20 protein-coding genes and 1 pseudogene are annotated in these 19136 nt (G+C 64.7%); 13 read left to right on the top strand and 8 right to left on the bottom strand.

The annotated features are described in order from the left end of the window. From QZ281_RS04305 to QZ281_RS04295, 3 genes and pseudogenes are all read right to left on the bottom strand, one after another. A pseudogene (locus QZ281_RS04305) lies at positions 1–136 on the bottom strand (hypothetical protein); the annotation flags it as partial. After that, a complete protein-coding gene (locus QZ281_RS04300; RefSeq protein ID WP_292225120.1) occupies positions 133–729 on the bottom strand; it encodes a nucleoside triphosphate pyrophosphatase in 597 nt (198 codons plus the stop codon). The gene QZ281_RS04300 and the pseudogene QZ281_RS04305, both read right to left, overlap by 4 nt. Next, a complete protein-coding gene (locus tag QZ281_RS04295; RefSeq protein ID WP_292225118.1) occupies positions 726–1586 on the bottom strand; it encodes a pyruvate, water dikinase regulatory protein in 861 nt (286 codons plus the stop codon). Before QZ281_RS04295 ends, QZ281_RS04300 begins: the two co-directional genes overlap by 4 nt. Positions 1587–2048: 462 nt before the next feature. Here QZ281_RS04295 and hemE point away from each other — a divergent pair, with 462 nt between their 5' ends. The 12 genes from hemE (at position 2049) to QZ281_RS04235 (ending at position 13122) form a co-directional block, all read left to right on the top strand. Then, a complete protein-coding gene (gene hemE, locus QZ281_RS04290; RefSeq protein ID WP_292225114.1) occupies positions 2049–3107 on the top strand; it encodes a uroporphyrinogen decarboxylase in 1059 nt (352 codons plus the stop codon). Beyond that, positions 3104–4195, top strand: a complete 1092-nt coding sequence (gene hemH / locus QZ281_RS04285) for a ferrochelatase (RefSeq protein ID WP_292225110.1) — start codon at positions 3104–3106, stop codon at positions 4193–4195. Before hemE ends, hemH begins: the two co-directional genes overlap by 4 nt. Then, complete coding sequence (locus tag QZ281_RS04280) at positions 4192–4662, top strand: CopD family protein (protein ID WP_292225108.1); 471 nt, start codon at positions 4192–4194, stop codon at positions 4660–4662. Before hemH ends, QZ281_RS04280 begins: the two co-directional genes overlap by 4 nt. A 31-nt stretch (positions 4663–4693) precedes the next feature. After that, positions 4694–5209, top strand: a complete 516-nt coding sequence (locus QZ281_RS04275) for a hypothetical protein (protein ID WP_292225105.1) — start codon at positions 4694–4696, stop codon at positions 5207–5209. Between the two features lie 239 nt (positions 5210–5448). Then, positions 5449–6867 (top strand): transcription termination factor Rho, encoded by a 1419-nt coding sequence (rho, locus tag QZ281_RS04270; RefSeq protein ID WP_292225103.1) that lies wholly within the window; start codon positions 5449–5451, stop codon positions 6865–6867. 39 nt (positions 6868–6906) lie between these two features. Then, positions 6907–7131, top strand: coding sequence for a DUF6489 family protein (locus tag QZ281_RS04265; RefSeq protein WP_292225100.1), 225 nt, complete (start codon positions 6907–6909; stop codon positions 7129–7131). 145 nt (positions 7132–7276) lie between these two features. After that, a complete protein-coding gene (mnmE, locus tag QZ281_RS04260; protein WP_292225096.1) occupies positions 7277–8587 on the top strand; it encodes a tRNA uridine-5-carboxymethylaminomethyl(34) synthesis GTPase MnmE in 1311 nt (436 codons plus the stop codon). Between the two features lie 109 nt (positions 8588–8696). Beyond that, entirely contained in the window at positions 8697–10577 is a 1881-nt protein-coding gene (gene mnmG, locus QZ281_RS04255) for a tRNA uridine-5-carboxymethylaminomethyl(34) synthesis enzyme MnmG (RefSeq protein ID WP_292225122.1), read from the top strand. Next, positions 10574–11200: a 16S rRNA (guanine(527)-N(7))-methyltransferase RsmG gene (gene rsmG / locus QZ281_RS04250; RefSeq protein ID WP_292225093.1), complete on the top strand. Its 627-nt coding sequence runs from the start codon at positions 10574–10576 to the stop codon at positions 11198–11200. The genes mnmG and rsmG overlap by 4 nt, the downstream gene beginning before the upstream one ends. Beyond that, the gene (locus tag QZ281_RS04245) at positions 11190–11999 is read left to right on the top strand and encodes a ParA family protein (RefSeq protein WP_292225092.1); all 810 of its coding nucleotides are present in this window, start codon (positions 11190–11192) and stop codon (positions 11997–11999) included. The genes rsmG and QZ281_RS04245 overlap by 11 nt, the downstream gene beginning before the upstream one ends. 29 nt (positions 12000–12028) lie before the next feature. Then, entirely contained in the window at positions 12029–12913 is an 885-nt protein-coding gene (locus tag QZ281_RS04240; protein WP_292225090.1) for a ParB/RepB/Spo0J family partition protein, read from the top strand. Positions 12914–12939: 26 nt separating this feature from the next. Continuing rightward, complete coding sequence (locus QZ281_RS04235; protein WP_292225089.1) at positions 12940–13122, top strand: hypothetical protein; 183 nt, start codon at positions 12940–12942, stop codon at positions 13120–13122. 37 nt (positions 13123–13159) lie between these two features. On the opposite strand, the gene holA is transcribed toward QZ281_RS04235, so the two are convergent. The 4 genes from holA to QZ281_RS04215 form a co-directional block, all read right to left on the bottom strand. Next, positions 13160–14212 carry a DNA polymerase III subunit delta gene (gene holA, locus QZ281_RS04230; protein WP_292225086.1) on the bottom strand — a complete coding sequence of 351 codons (1053 nt, stop codon included), beginning with the start codon at positions 14210–14212 and terminating at the stop codon, positions 13160–13162. Between the two features lie 10 nt (positions 14213–14222). Continuing rightward, complete coding sequence (lptE, locus tag QZ281_RS04225) at positions 14223–14702, bottom strand: LPS assembly lipoprotein LptE (RefSeq protein ID WP_292225085.1); 480 nt, start codon at positions 14700–14702, stop codon at positions 14223–14225. Beyond that, positions 14702–17281, bottom strand: coding sequence for a leucine--tRNA ligase (gene leuS / locus QZ281_RS04220; RefSeq protein WP_292225082.1), 2580 nt, complete (start codon positions 17279–17281; stop codon positions 14702–14704). The genes lptE and leuS overlap by 1 nt, the downstream gene beginning before the upstream one ends. Before the next feature lie 139 nt (positions 17282–17420). Beyond that, complete coding sequence (locus QZ281_RS04215) at positions 17421–17873, bottom strand: DUF3576 domain-containing protein (protein WP_292225081.1); 453 nt, start codon at positions 17871–17873, stop codon at positions 17421–17423. A gap of 368 nt (positions 17874–18241) precedes the next feature. Between QZ281_RS04215 and QZ281_RS04210 the strand changes: the two genes are divergently transcribed. Continuing rightward, positions 18242–18628, top strand: coding sequence for an NtrZ family periplasmic regulatory protein (locus tag QZ281_RS04210; RefSeq protein ID WP_292225079.1), 387 nt, complete (start codon positions 18242–18244; stop codon positions 18626–18628). Positions 18629–18640: 12 nt separating this feature from the next. On the opposite strand, the gene QZ281_RS04205 is transcribed toward QZ281_RS04210, so the two are convergent. Continuing rightward, positions 18641–19136 (bottom strand): thiamine phosphate synthase (locus tag QZ281_RS04205; RefSeq protein ID WP_292225077.1); only part of this gene is annotated, 496 nt, incomplete at its 5' end.

Here is a 19136-nt window from a genome sequence, read left to right as displayed (position 1 = left end):
GGGTGAAGCTGCCAGCGCCGTCGATGCCGCCCGCCGCCAGCCAGGCGTTGTGGATGATGGGGCTGAGGGAATGGGCGACCGGCTGTCCGGCGATGCCGCCCAACAGGGCCGCGCCCGTAATGATCTGCCTGCTCATGCCGCCAGCACTCCTGCACGGCGCAGTTCGGCCAGCACCGGCCACAGGGGCAGGCCCAGAACGGTGAAATAGTCGCCGTCCACCGCCTCGAACAGCTGCGAACCCAGCCCTTCCAGACGATAGGAGCCGACGCAGCTCAGCAGCACCTCACCCTCCGCCGCCAGATAGGCGTCGAGGAAGGCGTCCGAGAAATCCCGCATCCGCATCTGCACAGTATCGACGCCGGACCAGACCACCTGTCCCTTGACCGCCAGGGCCGCGCCGGAATGCAGGTGATGGGTCTTGCCCCGCATGGATTTCAGCCGCTCGCGCGCCGCATCCAGCGTCGGCGCCTTGGAGATCAGGCCGCCGTCAAACGCCAGGGTCTGGTCCGAGCCCAGCACCCAGGCCGCCTCATCGTCACGCGACACGGCCAGGGCCTTGGCCTCAGCCAGCCGCACCGCCATCGCCGCCGCATCCAGATCGCCCGATTGGGCCTTGATCGCATCCTCGTCGACGCCCGCAACCCGGACCTCGAACGCCACCCCGGCGTTTTCCAGCATGGCGCGGCGTGCGGCGCTCTTGGACGCCAGCACCAGTTTTTCCTTACTCACCAGGTAGTCCCGATCCTGTGGTTGCGATGCTCGCTGAGCAGATTGGTGATGGCCGCCGCCGTCTCCTCGACCGAGCGGCGGGTCACGTCGATGGTGGGCCAGCCGCGTCGTTCGAAGGCGCGACGCGCCTTGATCGTTTCCTCACGCACCGCGTCCTGATCCGTATAGGACGAGGTCTGGTTGGCGTTCAGATTGTCGATGCGGTTGCGTCGGATCTGGATCAGCCGGTCCGGCGACACCGTCAGGCCGATGACCAGCGGCTTCTTCAACTGGGTCAGGCGTTCGCCGTCCTCCTGTCCCGGCACCAGCGGCACATTGGCGGCGCGGATGCCGCGGTGGGCCAGATAGATGCAGGTCGGGGTCTTGGACGTCCGGCTGACCCCGCACAGCACGACGTCTGCGCCTTCCAGCTGCTCCAGCGTGCCCTGGCCGTCGTCATAGGCCATGGCGAAATCCAGGGCCGAGATGCGGTTGAAATAGTCATGGTCCAGCGTGTGCTGGGCGCCGACGCGCGACGACAGGGCCGCCCCCAGATAGCGCGACATGGCCCCGACCAGCGGGTCCAGCGCCCCGATCTGCGGCATGTCCAGCCGACGGCAGCCTTCCTCCAGCTGTTCGCGCAGGTCGCGGTCCACCAGAGTATGCAGAACCACGCCCGGCGCCGAAGCCACTTCCTCCAGCACCCGGTCCATCTGCTTCTCGGAGCGGACCAGCGCATAGATGTGTTCGATGGGGATCACGCCGTCGAAACGGGCCGTCACCGCCTTGGCCATGGCGTTCAGCGTCTCGCCGGTCGAGTCCGACACCAGATGGACGTGGAAATAGGTCGCCAGACGATGGGGTCTTGAAGGGCTCATTCAAAACAGTCCGGTCCTGTGGCCGGTCCCTGTGGAAAGGGTGGGGGCGAACCGGTTCAGCCGGGGCGCCGTTCTCCATAGCCGCTGATCCATCAGGCGGCGAGCGTGGATGATGGTGGGCGGTATCGTCCGCTGGCGCCTCATTCATCCCAAGGCGGATATCCAGTTTCCCCTCGATTGTGGAAAAACTAATGAGAGGTTAACGCCCCTTAACCGCGTTCACAGGCTGGCGTCCCGCAAAGCCTGGAGAATTAAGACCTTGTTAAGGATTATCCACCCCCGGGATAGCATCGGTCTGCATCCCCGTTAAGTATTTTCAGCTCGTGGATATCCGCTTTTGTTCCGTGGGTGACTTGTGAGTCTTCCCCGGGTTTCCACGGCCCTACCTACCTCTACGAATCTTTTAATTCTTATTTTGATTAGGGATTGAGAGCAGGGGGCTGTGACCTTAATCGTCCAGGCATGACCGATCAGACCCAGACACACGACCAGACGCCCCTGATGATCCGGGCTCTCCGGGGAGAGACGTTGGACCGTCCGCCGGTCTGGTTCATGCGCCAGGCGGGACGTTACCTGCCTGAGTATCGTCGCCTGCGTGCAGAGGCGCCCGACTTCATCGCCTTCTGTCTGAACCCCGAGATGGCGGCCGAGGCTACGCTTCAGCCCATGCGGCGTTTCGGTTTCGATGCGGCCATCGTCTTCGCCGACATTCTGCTGATCCCCCGCGCCTTGGGGCAGGACGTCTGGTTCGAGGCCGGCGAGGGGCCCAGACTGGGCGAAATGCCGCCTCCGGGACGAATGGCCGAACTGGCGGCCTCTGCGGGCGAGCATCTGTCCGCGGTGGGCCAGACCCTGTCCATCGTGCGGGCGGCGCTGGAGCCTGAGCGCGCGCTGATCGGTTTCGCCGGAGCGCCCTGGACGGTGGCGACCTATATGCTGGACGGTGAGCACCGCACGATCGGCAAGGGTGAACGCGCCCAGGCCCGCACCTATGCCTATGCCGATCCGAAACGGGTCGATGAGACGCTGGAGGTTCTGGTCGAGGCTAGCGCCCGTTATCTGAAGATGCAGGCCGACGCGGGCGCTCAGGTGCTCAAGATCTTCGAGAGCTGGGCCGAAGGGCTCCCCGATGATCTGTTCGAACGTCTGGTCCTGAAGCCTCACCAGGCGCTTGTGAAGCGCACGCGGGAGCTGGGGGTCACCGTGCCCCTGATCGGCTTCCCACGCGGCTCTGCGGCGCTTGCAGAGCGATATGCGGAACAGGTCGAGGTGGACGCCGTCGCGCTGGACACCGCCTGTCCTCTGGAGGTCGGCAAACGGGTGCAGCAGATTAAGCCGATCCAGGGCGCTCTGGACCCGCTGCTGCTGCGCGCGGGCGGCGACATGCTGGACCGCCGCGTCGATCAGCTGCTGGAAGCCTGGGGGCAGGGGCCGTGGGTCTTCAACCTGGGCCACGGCATCCTGCCGGACGTGCCGATCAGCCATGTCGAACAGGTTCTGAAACGGATCGGCGCGCAATGAGCGGAGCGGACAGAGATGCAGGCGGGCTGAAGGGGCGGCGCATCGCCGTCGTCCTGTTCAATCTGGGCGGGCCGGACGATCAGCCTTCAGTCAAACCCTTCCTGTTCAACCTGTTCAATGACCCGGCCATCATCGGCCTGCCGGGGTTCGCACGCATGCCTCTGGCCCGTCTGATCTCCAGCCGTCGAGAGGCGGCGGCTCAGGCCAATTATCGCCTGATGGGTGGCGGCTCGCCTCTCTTGCCTGAAACCCAGCGGCAGGCCCAGGCGCTCGAGGCGGTGCTGAACGACCGTCTGTCGGACGACGAGGTCCGCGTCTTTATCGCCATGCGCTACTGGCATCCTCTGACCGAGGAGACGGCGGCCGATGTCGCGGTCTATGGGCCGGACGAAGTGGTCCTTCTGCCCCTCTATCCGCAGTATTCGACCACGACGACCCAGTCCTCGCTCAAGGCATGGAACGCCGTTTATGCAGGCTCCGGCGTCAGCCGCGCCGTCTGCTGCTATCCCGACGCGCCGGGCTGGATCGAGGCTCAGGCCGATGGCGTCTGCGAAAAACTGGATGCGGCGGGCGATGCTCCCGTGCGGGTGCTGTTCTCGGCGCACGGCATCCCTGAGAAGCTGGTGACCAGCAAGGGCGATCCCTATCAGGAACAGGTCGAGACGACGGTCGCCGCCGTGGTCGCTGCTGTCGAGGCGCGGCGCGGGCCGATCGACCACGCCATCTGTTACCAGAGCCGCGTCGGGCCGATGAAATGGCTTGGCCCCTCGACGCCCGAGGCCATCGAGGCGGCGGGCTGCGACGGTCTGGGGGTGGTGGTGGTCCCGACCGCCTTTGTCTCCGAGCATATCGAGACCCTGGTCGAGCTGGATATCGAATATGCGGAACTGGCCCATGAAAAAGGGGCCAGTCCTTATCTGCGCGCGCCAGCGGTTGGCGTGCGTCCCGCCTTCATCGCGGCGCTGGCGGATGCGGCGCAGCAGGCGCTGGGCCATACCGGCGTCGAACCGCAGGGCGCGGGCTGCAAGGCGGGCTGGAAGTCCTGCCCGCGTCAGGGCGCAAGCTGTCAGGGGAGCAATGCGGCGTGAACACCTATGATCTGGTCCGGGGCCTGCACATTCTGGCGGTCGTCGCCTGGATGGCGGGGCTGCTGTTCCTGCCGCGTCTCTATGCCTATGACGCCGAACAGAACGGCAAGCCCGAACCGCTGAAAAGCGAGATGCAGGCCCTGCTGCGCACCTGGCAGACGCGGCTTCTGCGCATCATCGTCAACCCGGCCATGATCCTGGCCTTCATCTTCGGCGCCTGGCTGTTCTGGCTCAGAAGCGGGCAGGGCGCCGACTGGTCGTTCGCCCATGAGCCGTGGATGATCACCAAGCTGGTCGGGGTCTTCCTGCTGTTCGGTTGGCACGGGTTCCTGGCCGCCCAGCGCAAGAAGATCGCGGCGGGCACGTCGAAATACTCCGGCAAGTTCTGGCGTATGACGAACGAGATCCCCTTCGTTCTGGCCATCATCATGGTCCTGTCAGTGACGACGGAGTGGACCCTGCGTTAAGACGTTGCTGTGAAAACGAGGAGGGTCTGATTTGCGCAAATCATTGCAGATGGTGTTCGGCAGCTTATCGGCCCTCTTCGTTTTGACCGCCGCATATGAGGTTTTTGCCTGCACCCCGCCGCCTCCGCCGCCACCCTGGATGACGACCGCACAAATCGATGCGGAATGGAAACAACGGATTCTGGATAGCCAGATCAGCGATTGGAGCTCGGCGGCGACGATCTTCATCGCACGGGTGGAATCCAAAGGAACTGTCGCGCTCGGCAGAGGTTCGCGTGGGCGCAGAGCGGTTCTGGCGCCGGTGCTGCAGATTAAGGGCCCTGATGTGAAGCACCGAATTCGAATTCAACACACGGGTTTTTTGTGTGGAGCGAATCCGGCGTTGGACGCATTGGACGAGAATGCCGACGGGTATTTCATGGTCTATGCGTTTGATGAAGAAACGACTGCCAACTCGGTTTTTACGACGACGGCGCTAGATCGACTTGTAGACCCTAATGTTCTTGAGGCGTGGCGTTCGGCTTACGATAAACAGCAAGCGCATTAGTTGGAAAATGGCTTGGAGCCTTTGTAGGGAGACGTCAGAGTCCTTACTTGACCTGACACCGCGCCTGTGGTTCCGCTGGCGGTGAACCGTTCGGCCCTGTCGGCGGTCCCTCTCTTTTTGCGACGCCTGCCGGTTTGACCTGCGGGAACCCGCCGCACCTCCCTTCGGCCCTACGGCCAGACATTCCCAGAAGACCTGACGCCGCACGATCTCCGTGCGTGTGACCGCGAGCCTGCATCATGACCGACGCCAGCGACAACGACACCCCCGAGACCGAAGCCCTGGAGCCTCAGCACCACGGCGCCGAGCATGAAGCTGGCGAAGCGGCGGGCGCCGATTCCGGCGTGGACACCACGGTCGAGGATGAAGAAGACGGCGATCCCGTCGTGCCGAACGGCCGCATCACTCTGGCGGAACTGAACGAGAAGACGCCGGCGGATCTGGTCGCCTTCGCCGAACAGCTGGAAGTCGAGAACGCCTCAAATCTGCGCAAGCAGGACCTACTGTTCGCCATCCTGAAGGCGCTGGCCGACGAAGAAGTCGAGATCATCGCCGACGGGGTTCTGGAGATCCTGCCGGACGGCTTCGGCTTCCTGCGCAGCCCCGACGCCAACTATCTGCCCGGCCCGGACGACATCTATGTCTCGCCGTCGCAGATCCGCCGCTTCGGCCTGCGCTCGGGCGACACCGTCCACGGCGCCGTGCGCGGCCCGCGTGAGGGCGAACGTTACTTCGCCCTGTTGAAGGTCGACACGATCAATCTGGAAGACCCGGAGCTGGTCAAGACCAAGGTCCTGTTCGACAACCTGACGCCCCTCTATCCCGAGGAGCGGCTGCACATGGAAATCCAGGACCCGACCCTGAAGGACCGTTCGGGCCGCGTCATCGACATCGTCGCGCCGCTGGGCAAGGGCCAGCGCTGTCTGATCGTCGCCCCGCCGCGCGTGGGTAAGACGGTGATGCTGCAGAACATCGCCAAGTCGATCGAACGCAATCACCCCGAAGTCTTCCTGATCGTCCTGCTGATCGACGAACGCCCGGAAGAAGTCACCGACATGCAGCGTACCGTGAAGGGCGAGGTCGTCGCCTCCACCTTCGACGAGCCCGCCACCCGCCACGTCGCCGTCGCCGAAATGGTGATTGAAAAGGCCAAGCGTCTGGTCGAGCACAAGAAGGACGTTGTGATCCTGCTGGACTCCATCACCCGTCTGGGCCGCGCCTACAACGCCACCGTCCCGTCGTCGGGCAAGGTGCTGACCGGTGGTGTCGACGCCAACGCCCTGCAACGTCCCAAGCGCTTCTTCGGCGCCGCGCGTAATGTGGAGCAGGGCGGTTCGCTGACCATCATCGCCACGGCCCTGATCGACACCGGCAGCCGCATGGACGAGGTGATCTTTGAAGAGTTCAAGGGCACCGGTAACTCGGAAATCGTGCTAGACCGCAAGGTCGCCGACAAGCGTATCTTCCCCGCCATCGACGTGCTCAAGTCCGGCACCCGCAAGGAAGACCTCATCACGCCGAAGGACCAGTTGGCCAAGACCTATGTCCTGCGCCGCATCCTCAACCCGATGGGTCCGCAGGACGCGATCGAGTTCCTGCTCGACAAGCTGCGCCAGTCCAAGAACAACGCGGACTTCTTCCAGTCGATGAACACCTGATCGCCTTCGGGCGTTTCACGTGAAACAGGAGCGGTTCTGATGAAGGTCCAGGTCGAGATCGATTGCACCCCCGCCGAGGCGCGCGCCTTTCTCGGCCTGCCCGATGTGACCCCGTTGAACGAGGCGATGGTCGCGGAAATGCAGGAACGGATGAAGGCCAATGTCGCGGCCATGCAGCCGGAAGAACTGATGAAGACCTGGACCAGCTTTGGCCTTCAGGCTCAGGACCAGTTCCGTCGCCTGATGGAAGCCGCCGTAAAATGACGACGCGGCGTCTCCTCCCCATCGCGGATGGGGAGGGGGACCGTGAACCGACAGAGAGGTTTTCCGGCATTCGGACCTCTGCTGTCACGGCGCTGCTAAGGCGCCGCACCACCTCTCCAGTGCAGGGAGAGGAGAGATCCAGATCATGACAAACGACACCATCTTCGCCCTCGCGACGCCTCCCGGCCGCGGGGCGATCGCCGTCATCCGCCTGTCCGGCCCGCAGGTCGAGGCGACACTGACGGGGCTGGGCGCGTTGCACGTGAAACCCAGAATGGCCTCGGTGCGTGACCTGACCCATGCGGGGCAGCACATCGATCAGGCTCTGGTCCTGCGCTTCGTCGGCCCCCATTCCTACACCGGCGAGGACTCGGCGGAACTGCATCTGCATGGTGGGCGCGCCGTGATCGAGGCGGCCAGCCATGCCCTGATCGCTCGGGGTGTTCGTCCGGCCGAACCCGGCGAGTTCACCCGCCGCGCCTTCCAGAACGGGCGCATGGACCTGGCTCAGGCTGAGGCTGTCGCCGACCTGATCGACGCAGAAACAGCGGCTCAGGCCAAGCAGGCCTTGGGGCAGTTGGACGGCAGGCTCAGCGAAACCTACGCCGGTTTCCGCCGCGATCTGCTGCACGCCCTGGCTCTGGTCGAGGCCGAGATCGACTTCCCGGATGAGGAAGTTCCCGACAATCTGGCCCGAACCGCCGGTCCCGTCCTGACCCGCTTGGCCGATGATCTGCGCCGCGCCGTGGATACCGGACGGCGAGGGGAGCGGGTTAGAGACGGCTATCGCATCGTCCTGATCGGCGAAACCAACGCAGGCAAGTCATCCCTGTTCAACGCCCTGGTCGCGCGTGAAGCGGCCATCGTCACCCCTATCGCCGGCACGACACGGGATGTGCTGGACGCAGATCTGGTCATCGGCGGCTATGCTGTGACCTTGTCCGACACGGCCGGTCTGCGCGACAGCGACGATCTGGTTGAGGCCGAGGGCGTGCGCCGTGCGCGTTTGCGTGCCGAACAGGCGGACCTGCGTCTGTGGGTTCGGGCGCCGGGTGACCCGCAAGGCGTGGCCGCCGACTATGTCCAGCCCGGCGATCTGGTCGTCGCCAACAAGGCGGACCTCGGTGCTTTGACAGTGACTGAGGGCTTCGACAGCCTGTCGGTCAGCACCCAGAGCGGGCAGGGCCTGTCCGATCTGCACGACTGGATCGCCGCCCGATTGGCCCGTGATCTGTCAGGGGCGGACTTCCCGGCCATAACGCGCGAACGCCACCGACTGCGTCTGACGGAGGCGCTTTCAGGGGTAGAGGCAGCGCTGGCGGCTCTTTACCTGGCGCCGGAAATGGCGGGCGATGATCTGCGTCGTGCAGCGGGTGCCCTGTCGCGTGTGACGGGCGCTATCGGGGTTGAGGATATTCTGGGCCAGGTCTTCTCAACCTTCTGCATTGGAAAGTGATTTAGCCATACCGCTGTTTCACGTGAAACAGTCGGTATGACCCATGTTCGCTGAACTGAGGCCGTCTCGACTGCTGGCGAAAAGCGCCCAATTGCACTATGTGGCGCAGATGAACTCCCCAATCGAAATCACCTGTGACGTTGTGGTCATCGGCGGCGGTCACGCCGGCTGTGAGGCCGCTGCGGCCTCTGCTCGCGCGGGTGCGCGCACCATCCTGCTGACCCAGAAGCTGGAGACCATCGGCGAGATGTCGTGCAACCCGGCCATCGGCGGTCTGGGCAAGGGGCATCTGGTTCGTGAGATCGACGCCATGGACGGGATCATGGGGCGTCTGGCTGATGTGTCGGGCATCCAGTTCCGTCTGCTGAACCGTTCCAAGGGCGCCGCTGTGCGCGGCCCGCGCAGTCAGATTGACCGTCGTCTGTACCGTGAAGCCATGCAGGCCGAACTGGCCCAGACGCCGAACCTGACCCTGATGGCAGACACGGCAGAGAGCCTGATCCTGAATGGCGACCGCGTGATCGGGGTTAGGACCGGGGCAGGGGAGACGGTCCATGCCTCCGCCGTTGTCCTGACAACCGGCACCTTCCTGAACGGGGTGATCCATCGGGGGGATGAGCGCATCCCTGCGGGCCGTCATGGCGAGGCGCCGTCCACCGGACTGGCCGCTGATCTGCATGCGGCAGATCTGATGATGGGGCGGCTGAAGACCGGCACGCCTGCGCGTCTGGACGGCCGCACCATCGCCTGGGACCGTCTGGAGATGCAGGATGCGGATGCATCCCCTTCGGCCTTCTCCTTCCTAACGGACCAGATCACGGTGCCGCAGATCGCCTGTGGCGTGACCCACACGACGGCCGAGACGCACCGGATTATTGCCGAGAACCTGGACGAGAGCGCGGTATATGGCGGAAAGGTCTCAGGGATCGGCCCCCGCTACTGCCCTTCGATCGAGGACAAGGTGGTCCGGTTCGCGGACAAAACCAGCCACCAGATCTTCCTGGAACCGGAGGGGCTGGATGATCCGACTGTCTATCCCAACGGGATTTCGACCTCGGTCAGCGAGGCGACGCAACTGGCCTTCCTGCGGACTATTCCGGGTCTGGAGGCCGTTGAGGTGTTCCGCTACGGCTACGCCATCGAATACGACTACGTTGATCCGCGCGAACTTAGCCCGACGCTGGAAGTGAAGAAGCGTGCTGGCCTCTATCTGGCAGGCCAGATCAACGGCACGACCGGATATGAAGAGGCGGCGGCTCAGGGACTGATGGCGGGCCTGAATGCGGCGCGTTCGGCCTCGGGCTTGGAGCCGGTCGTCTTCGGGCGGGACCAGGCCTATATCGGCGTGATGATCGACGACCTGGTGACGCGCGGTGTGACCGAGCCGTATCGCATGTTCACCAGTCGCGCCGAATACCGTCTGAGCCTGCGGGCAGACAATGCGGACCAACGGTTGACCGGTCTGGCCATCTCATTGGGCATAGTGTCGGAGGCGCGCCGTCTGCGGTTTGAGGCCAAGGCGGCCGAACTTTCCAAGGCCAGTTCTGTTTCACGTGAAACCCTGTTCACGCCCAAGGAGGCGAATGCGCTGGGCATTCCGGTGAATGCCGATGGTCGTCGTCGCTCGATGCGTGAGCTTCTGGCCTTCCCCGATGTGACGTTGGATAACTTCATCATGGCCTGCCCGGACACCGCTGACTGGAGCGCAGAGGTGAGGGAGCAGGTCGAGATCGACGCGGGCTACGCCAACTATCTGGACCGTCAGGCGACGGACGCGGAGGCCTTGCGCACGGAGGAGGAGTTGCTCCTTCCCGCCGACCTAGACTATGGCGCGATTGGCGGTCTGTCGAACGAGGTGAAGGACAAGCTGATCCGCATTCGCCCGCGCACGCTCGGACAGGCCGGACGGATCGAGGGCATGACGCCGGGTGCCCTAACGGCTTTGTTGTCCCACGTGAAACGTGCGCCGCGTACGACGGTGGCGGCATGAGCCTGGAGACTGAGAAGGCCATCTTCCAGCAAAAGACCAATGCGACGCCGGAGCAGATGGCGGATCTGGAAGTGTTTCGCATCCGTCTGGCGGAAGCCAACGAAGTGATGAATCTGGTTGGTCCTGACAGCCTGCCGGACTTCTGGAACCGCCATGCCTGGGACAGCGCCCAGTTGCTGACCCGTGCGCCCGACGCCCTGACCTGGGCTGATCTGGGTGCAGGGGTCGGCTTTCCGGGCGTCGTGCTGACGATCCTGCTGAAGGGCAGGGAAGGGGCGCATGTCTGGCTGATCGACAGTCTGGGGAAACGCTGCCGCTTCCTGCAGGAGATCGTTAACGCGCTGTCGCTCCCGGCGACAGTTCTTAACGGGCGCGCCGAGGAGCAGAAGGTGCGGTGTGACATCGTTACAGCGCGGGCTGTGGCGCCTATGGATAAGCTGCTGGGTTATGCACAGCCCTACTTCGAAAGGGGTGCACAAGGTCTGTTTCTGAAGGGGGAGAAGGCGGAATCTGAGTTGATCGAAGCCCGGAAATCCTGGCATTTCCAAGCTGAACTGGCCCAGTCGCAGAGCGATGCGCGAGGCCGTATCGTGACAGTCCGGAGCCTTCGACGTGCCCGCTAAAAAGCCTGCCCGAGTTCTCGCCGTGTCAAATCAGAAGGGGGGAGTCGGCAAGACGACGACCGCCATCAACCTGGGAACCGCCCTTGCCGCCATTGGCGAGCGCGTTCTGATCGTGGACATGGACCCGCAGGGGAATGCCTCCACCGGTCTGGGTGTTCCACGTGAAACACGACGGGTCACCATCTATGACGTGGTTGTGGACCAGCGTTCCATCGAGGATGCCGCCGTTCAGACGACGGTTCCCGGCCTCTGGATCGTTCCGGCGGACGCCGACATGTCGGGCGTCGAGATCGAATTGAGTCAGGCGGATCGCCGGTCTTATCGCCTGCGTGACGCCCTGCGCGCGCATGATGACGGCCCTACCGCGTATGACTATGTGCTGATCGACTGCCCACCGTCGTTGAACCTGCTGACCCTGAACGCCATGGCGGCGTCAGATGCGGTTCTGGTGCCGCTGCAGTGCGAGTTCTTCGCGCTGGAAGGCCTTAGCCAGTTGATGCGGACCATCGACATGGTCAAGCACAGCCTGAATCCGGCGCTGGAAATCCAGGGCCTGGTTCTGACCATGTATGATCGTCGCAGCGCCCTGTCGGGACAGGTGGCCAATGATGTGCGCGCCCATTTCGGCGACAAGGTCTATGAGAGTGTCATCCCCCGCAACGTCCGCGTCGCCGAGGCGCCGTCCTTCGGCAAGCCTGCGCTGATCTATGATCTGAAATGCGCGGGCAGTCAGGCCTATCTGCGTCTGGCCAAGGAAGTCGTGAAGCGCGAACGCCAGCGCCTGAAGCTGGCCGCCTGAGTTTTAGAAGAAGAAACGGAAACAGTATCTTGGCTGAACGACACAGAGGTCTGGGCCGCGGCCTGTCGGCATTGATGGGCGAGAATGCAGAGGCGCCGGTCGCGCCTGACGCCCCGGTCCCGGCGGGCGTGCAGCGCGTGCCGATCGAGAGCCTCAAGCCGAACCCGGATCAGCCGCGCAAGACCTTCCGGCAGGAAGATCTTGAGGAGTTGACGGCCTCGATCCGTGACAAGGGCGTGCTTCAGCCCATTCTGGTGCGGACCCAGCCGGGCGAAGACGGCGTCTGGCAGATTATCGCCGGTGAGCGCCGCTGGCGCGCGTCACAGGCGGCGCGTCTGACCGAGGTGCCGATCGTTGTTCACGAGATGGACGACGTTGAGGTGTTCGAGGTCGCCATTGTTGAAAACGTTCAGCGCGCCGATCTGAATCCGCTGGAAGAAGCCGAGGCTTACCGCGTTCTGATGGACCGTTTCGGGCGGACCCAGGACGCTGTGGCGGGGGTTGTCGGCAAGAGCCGCAGCCATGTCGCTAATATGATGCGCCTGCTGCAGCTGCCGGAGCGGGTGTTGTTCTATGTCCGTGAGGGCAAGCTGTCGGCGGGTCACGCGCGGGCGCTGATCAATACGCCAGACCCCAGCCAACTGGCCGATATCGCCTTTGTCGACGGACTGAGCGTTCGGGAAACCGAAGCTCTGGCGCGTCGTGCGACCGAAGGTCCCAAGCCGGTCAAGGCCAAGGCTGTGGCGCGGGCAGGGGAGGGTTCGGCGGATGTCGTGGCCCTTCAGCAGGATCTGGCCGACGCCCTGGGCCTGAAGGTCGAACTGAATGACCGCAGCGGCAAGGGCGAACTGACCATTCGTTACGGCTCGCTGGAGCAGTTGGACGATCTGTGCCGCCGATTGATGCGGGGCTGAGGGGTTTCACGTGCTAGGGTGAGCGTATGACTGAAGAAACGACGCTCACCCCCGCCGAAAAGCTGAAACAGGCCCTGGCCGCCAAGAAGGCCAAGGCTGGCCATGGATTCTCAGGCCAGCCGAGCGCCAAGGCTGAAGAAAAAACCGTCTCGGCGCGCAATGTCGCCATGGCCAAGCCTGCATTCCGCAAGGCGTCGAAGCGGGGCTAAGATTTGTCGTCCCCATTCGCAGTGCGGATGGGGACTTTTACAGGCCCAGACGTCGCGCGCGGCCTGCGATTTCCAGCAAAAGACGTTCCGCGATCAGCTGATCCGGCATTCCGGTCGTCTTGGTGGCGACGTCTGCGGTGTTGATGCTGTCCAGCACCTCGTCCAGCGCCTCCAGCCGCCATGAGCGGGCCTGACGCAGCATTTCCGCCTCCTGTTTCCAGAAGACGCCCGCGGCCTTTGCGGCCTCTTTCGAACTGGCCCCATTGGCCTGCAGGATGTTGATCCGGCGAAGGCGGCCCAAGTGCATGGCCGCGGAACGCACGGCCAGAACCGAGGATTCCCCCTCCGCAAAGGCGCGTCGCAGGCCGGATTGGGCCGGGCCGGGCCGACCGCCGAATGCCTGCAGCGCCGCATCGGACAGGGAGGCGTCAGGTTCGACGCCCAGATGCTGTTCCAGCTCTTCCGGGCCGATGGTGCGGCCTGATCCAGGGCCGATGAACAGGGCCAGACGCTCGATTTCCTGACGCATCAGGCCGCGTTCGCGGGGCAGGCGGGCGACAAAACGATCCAGGGCGTCGGCATTCAGCCCGACTTTGTCCACCGCCAGGGCCTCGCGCGTCATGCGGGCCACATCGCCGGTTTCATCCTCGTAGCAGACGATGCCGACCGCGCCGTTTTCCTTTTCGGCGGTCTTTCGCAGGGCGGATTCGCGACCCAGCTGATCGGCCTCGACCACCATCATGGCGTCGGGATTATAGCCGCCTGCCGCATGGATCTTGAGCGCGGCGGCGACGGCCTTGTCCACGCCGGGCTTGATCGTTGACAGGCGGATACGGACCAGACGACGCCCGCCCATCAGGGACATGGCCGTCAGGGCTTCTTCCAGCTTGGTTTCGTCGCCATCGATGTCGCTGTCGGTCAGGACGGTGACGTTGAACGGGTCGTTCAGGTCCGGCGTGACGGTCTTGCACAGGGTTTCAGCCCGTTCGGCGACGCCCGAACGGTCCTTGCCGTGGATCACCGCTGCGCGGATACCGGCGTCCGGCGCCTTCAGGAAACGTTCGATTTCCGGGCGTTTGGCGAGGATCATTACAGTCGGCTCACTGGCCTGAAAGCGCCTGCATGACGTCCAGACGGATCAGGCGGGCCAGTTCGGACGCCGCGCGTTCCTCACCGTCCTGCTGGGCGGCGATGGCGGCATAGGGCTGGTCATCGCTGGCGTAGGTCGTGGTGACGGTTTCCGTGCCACTGAGGGGCGTTCCACCCGCCGCCGGGATCAGGGTCCAGGTGGCCTTGACCGTCAGCTCATAACGGGTGGCGGTGTCGTCGATGCGGCGGCCCAGAGAGCGGCGGCTCTGCTGGACGGTGGCGGTCAGGCGGTACAGCGGCGTGGCGCTGCGGTCCCAGGCCAGGGCGTCTTCCAGCTGCTCACGCAGCCGGTAGCCCAGACGGTCGTCCTGAGTGGTGACGGCGATGCGGCGCATGGCCGATCCCGTCGCCGGTTCGGCGTACATGGGCGTGAAGCCGCAGGCCGAGACGGCCAGGGCTGTAAGAACCGCAAAGACCGCCACGACGCGCATCAGCCGGCCACCAGATTGACGATACGGTCCTTGACCACGACGATCTTCTTCACGCTCAGACCCTCCAGACGCGCCAGCACGGTCTCGTCGGCCAGAACAATGGCCTCGACATCGGCGGGCTCCATGCCGCGCGCAACGCGGATTTCCGCGCGGCGCTTGCCGTTGATCTGGATGGGCAGGACCACCTCGTCGTCGGCTGCAAGCGCAGCGTCCCACACAGGCCACGGTGCGTCCAGAACCATCCCGTCCTCACCCCCGATATCAGCGTGAAGGCGCGTCCAGGCTTCTTCGGCCAGGTGCGGGGTGAAGGGGGCGATCAGGCGGGCCAGGGCCGACAGGGCCTGACGCTTGGCCGCGCCGCCCGCCTTGGCGTTGTCGCGGACAGTGGCGACGAAGGCATACAGCTTGGCGATGGCGGAGTTGAAGCGGAAGCCTTCGACGCCCTCGGACACGGCCTTGATGGCCTTGTGCGTCTCACGGATCAGTTCGGCATTGGCCTTTTCATCGCCTTCGATGGCGGCGTCATAGGTGTCGAACAGGGTCCAGGTGCGCTGGACAAAGCGGCTGGCGCCCTCAATGCCGCCCGGCGTCCACTGGATGTCGCGTTCGGGCGGGCTGTCGGACAGGACGAACAGACGACCGGCGTCCGCGCCGTGCGAGGTCAGGATTTCCTGCGGCGCGACGACGTTCTTCTTGGACTTGGACATCTTTTCGATGTCGCCGATGGTCAGGGCCGCGCCGTTCGACAGGCGGGTGGCGACCCGCTTGCCGTCGATGGTTTCGATCCGCACGTCGGTCGGCTCGACCCAGCGGGGTTTGCCGACCTCGTCATGGCCTTCGAAATAGGTCTCGTGGACGACCATGCCCTGGGTGAACAGGCCCGCGAACGGCTCCTTGACGCTCATCAAGCCCGCATCCGTCAGGGCGCGGGTGATGAAGCGGGCGTAGAGCAGGTGCAGCACCGCGTGTTCGACGCCGCCGATATACTGATCCACCGGCAGCCAGCGGTCGGCGGCGGCCTTGTCGATCGGGGCCTCGGCCTTGGGATCGGTGAAGCGGGCGAAATACCAGCTGGAGTCCACGAAGGTGTCCAAGGTGTCCGTCTCACGCGTCGCATCGGCGCCGCACGTCGGGCATTTGACGTGTTTCCACGTCGCGTGGCGGTCCAGCGGGTTGCCCGGCACGTCGAAGGTGACATCGTCAGGCAGGACGACCGGCAGCTGTTCGGCGGGCACCGACACCGGCCCGCAGGACGGGCAGTGGATGATCGGGATGGGGCAGCCCCAGTAACGCTGGCGCGAAACGCCCCAGTCGCGCAGGCGATAGATGGTCGCGCCCTTGCCGGTTCCGGCGGCCTCGATGCGGCCGATGGACTCGGCCTTGGCGGCTTCGATGTCCAGACCGTTCAGGAAGTCGGAATTGAAGATGGAGCCGGGGCCGGTATAGGCCTCGTCGCCGACGGCGAAGTCATCGCCAGCGCCTTCGGGGCGGACCACGGTCGTGACCGGCAGGCCGTATTTGCGGGCGAAGTCCAGGTCGCGCTGGTCGTGGGCAGGGCAGGCGAAGATGGCGCCCGTGCCGTATTCCGACAGGATGAAGTTGGCGATCCAGACCGGAACCTCGGCGCCGGTGAAGGGGTGGACGGCCTTCAGGCCCGTGTCCCAGCCGATCTTCTCGGCCTGATCGATGTCAGCTTGCGAGGTGCCGCCCTTGCGGCATTCGGCGACGAAGGCGGCGACGTCGGGGTTGGCCTCGGCCAGAGCCTTGGCGATGGGGTGGTCGGGCGCGATGCCCATGAAGGAGGCGCCGAACAGGGTGTCGGGGCGGGTGGTGTAGATCTCCAGACCTTCCGGCGATGCGGCAGGGGCGTCACCGGCCCATTTCCAGGTCATCTGCAGACCCTTGGATCGGCCGATCCAGTTTTCCTGCATCAGGCGGACCTTGTCGGGCCAGCGGTCCAGATCCTTCAGGCCGTCGATCAGGTCGTCGGCATAGTCGGTGATGCGCAGGAACCACTGGTTCAGCTTGCGCTTCTCGATCAGGGCGCCGGAACGCCAGCCGCGCCCGTCGATCACCTGTTCATTGGCCAGGACCGTATTGTCGACCGGGTCCCAGTTGACGACCCCGTCCTTGCGATAGACCAGACCGCGCCGATACAGCTCCAGGAACCAGGCCTGCTGCTTGCCGTAGTATTCCGGGTCGCAGGTGGCGAACTCACGCGACCAGTCCAGCGACAGGCCCAGCAGCTTCAGCTGATCCCGCATCGAGGCGATATTGTCGTAGGTCCAGCCCTTGGGATGGATGCCGCGCTCCATGGCCGCGTTTTCGGCCGGCATGCCGAAGGCGTCCCAGCCCATCGGGTGCAGAACATCGAACCCTTGGGCGCGCTTGGAGCGGGCGACCACGTCGCCCATCACATAGTTGCGCGCGTGACCCATGTGGATGTTCCCGGACGGGTAGGGGAACATTTCAAGAACATAATACTTCGAACGGCCGGTGTCCTTCGTCACGAAGGCGTTGGCGTCCGACCAGCGGGCTTGCTGGCGGGGTTCGGCGGTCTTGGGTTCGTAACGGGCCACGGGGATCCTGAAAAGCAGCGAGGACGCTAACGCGCCCTCGCGCTCAACTAGCCCGAAGGGCGGTCGCGCCCCAAGAAGAATAGTGGCTGGCGCTCAAGCCGCCCGAAGGCGTCGGCGCCAGCATACAAGAGCGCCTGACTTAGCCGGCGTTGGCGAGGTTAAGCTGGCGAGCCTTGGTCAGGATGGTGTTGACCAGATCGGATTCGGTCTGGGCCGCGACGGGGGCGGTGGTCCACTGGCCGTCCGCACCCTTTACTTCCTTGGTCACCGTGACCGTCAGCGCATCGGCGCGAAGGCGGGTGTCCAGGATGAAGACCGTGGCCTTGAACCGCTCGTTCGGGGCCTGCGGGCTGGAGTACCAGTCATAATTGATCACGCCGCCCCAGGGGTCAGCGGTGATCAACGGCATGAAGCTGAGGGTGTCGAGCGAGGCGCGCCACAGATAGCCGTTGACGCCGATGCCCTGCTGCACATTCGCCTTGGGCGCGTTCTTCTTGCCGCCGACGAATGGAATGCTGGAGCAGCCCGCAAGGGCGACGCCCGAGACCAGGGCGATGGCGACGCCGCGAACCAGGGCCTTGTTGAGGCTCATCAAGGAAGTCTCCGTAAACTCTGAACCGTGGGGGCCCCTCGGCCCGCACGCGCACGGCTTTTGCATGATCCGCACCGCAGCAGGGTTCTATAACACGGTCAAAAGGGGCGATGACAAGGCGAAGTCGCGGGCAGGGGCCTCTGTTTGGCCAGTTCGCTGATCCATTGAACGAACATCGGCTCGTTTTGGGCCAATTCCCGTGACGCTTGAGCCACATCGCAGCGCAACAATGAAAAGAATCGGAAATATGCAGGCCTGACTGCGTTGACCGACCGGACCCCGGGTGTCTAATCGCCGCATCTGTCCCCATGTAAAGGGGCGGTTAAGCGTGCGGCCTCGCGGGTTTGCGGGGTCATTGAGGATCTGGAATGCGTTTCGGCGGCATCATAGCAGCAGGGTTTGCGACGGCGGTTCTCGCCGTGTCGACGCCTGTGCTCGCCCAATCGCAAACCCGTGCGCCCAGTGTTTCCCTGGCCGACGCCCAGGCGGGACAGCCCAACACCCCGGCCCCGCGCCGTGGCCTGCGCCTGAATGAGAACGGCCGCTGGAGCCTGGACTTCAACCTGAATCAGCCCGTCGGTCGTGAAACCGACTGGGGCGATGTCGAAGCGGGCGCCTATTACCGCCTGAACGACCGCCTGCGCGTCGGCGCCGCCGCCGCCGTCGGATCGCCGGAATCTGACCCGGCCCGCGCTCAGGAAACCAACAGCCGTGCGCAGCCGCGCGTCCGGCTGGAGACCATCTTCAAGTTCTGATCGGTTCTGGTTTCAGCGAAACGCTGACTGGACCGCATCCACGCCTGCCAGCCCGCAGGCGCCCGATCCCAGCAATTGCCCCGCATTCAGCGGACTGACGCCGCCCAGCGCATAGACGGGCGCGGCGACGGACCTGACCCTGTCCTGAAACGCCGCCACGCCCAGCGCGGGTTTAGCCGCAGAGGCGCCGCCTGCCGGAAAGACCGGCGACAGGATCAGGGCGTCCAGATTGTCCGTCAGAGGTGAGCCTGCGCCGTGCCAGGCGGCGGTCAGCAGCCAGCTGGGATGTTCGGCGCGGATGTTCGCCGCCCGATCCGCCTCACGCTCTGGCAGGTGCAGGCCGTCAGCCTTTACCGCTGCGGCCAGATCAGCGTCGCGCCCGATCAGCAGTCTAACCCCCGCTTCAGCGGTCGCCTGACGCAGGCGCAGGCCCGTCTGGACCGCGTCTTCTGCGCCAAAGGCCCGGTAGATGACGGCGGAGCCGGACGGCAGACGCGCCGCCGTCTCC

Source organism: Brevundimonas sp. (assembly GCF_018608325.1).
In the GTDB taxonomy this organism is placed as follows: domain Bacteria; phylum Pseudomonadota; class Alphaproteobacteria; order Caulobacterales; family Caulobacteraceae; genus Brevundimonas.
Note: the sequence above shows the minus strand (reverse complement) of the source record. Positions and strands in the feature narration are given on the sequence as shown.

Coding starts and splice junctions, on each gene's coding strand:
- QZ281_RS04295 (WP_292225118.1), bottom strand. CDS start 1,586: ATGAGCCCTTCAAGACCCCATCGTCTGGCGACCTATTTCCACGTCCAT.
- hemE (WP_292225114.1), top strand. CDS start 2,049: ATGACCGATCAGACCCAGACACACGACCAGACGCCCCTGATGATCCGG.
- hemH (WP_292225110.1), top strand. CDS start 3,104: ATGAGCGGAGCGGACAGAGATGCAGGCGGGCTGAAGGGGCGGCGCATC.
- rho (WP_292225103.1), top strand. CDS start 5,449: ATGACCGACGCCAGCGACAACGACACCCCCGAGACCGAAGCCCTGGAG.
- QZ281_RS04265 (WP_292225100.1), top strand. CDS start 6,907: ATGAAGGTCCAGGTCGAGATCGATTGCACCCCCGCCGAGGCGCGCGCC.
- mnmE (WP_292225096.1), top strand. CDS start 7,277: ATGACAAACGACACCATCTTCGCCCTCGCGACGCCTCCCGGCCGCGGG.
- mnmG (WP_292225122.1), top strand. CDS start 8,697: ATGAACTCCCCAATCGAAATCACCTGTGACGTTGTGGTCATCGGCGGC.
- rsmG (WP_292225093.1), top strand. CDS start 10,574: ATGAGCCTGGAGACTGAGAAGGCCATCTTCCAGCAAAAGACCAATGCG.
- QZ281_RS04235 (WP_292225089.1), top strand. CDS start 12,940: ATGACTGAAGAAACGACGCTCACCCCCGCCGAAAAGCTGAAACAGGCC.
- holA (WP_292225086.1), bottom strand. CDS start 14,212: ATGATCCTCGCCAAACGCCCGGAAATCGAACGTTTCCTGAAGGCGCCG.
- lptE (WP_292225085.1), bottom strand. CDS start 14,702: ATGCGCGTCGTGGCGGTCTTTGCGGTTCTTACAGCCCTGGCCGTCTCG.
- QZ281_RS04215 (WP_292225081.1), bottom strand. CDS start 17,873: ATGAGCCTCAACAAGGCCCTGGTTCGCGGCGTCGCCATCGCCCTGGTC.
- QZ281_RS04210 (WP_292225079.1), top strand. CDS start 18,242: ATGCGTTTCGGCGGCATCATAGCAGCAGGGTTTGCGACGGCGGTTCTC.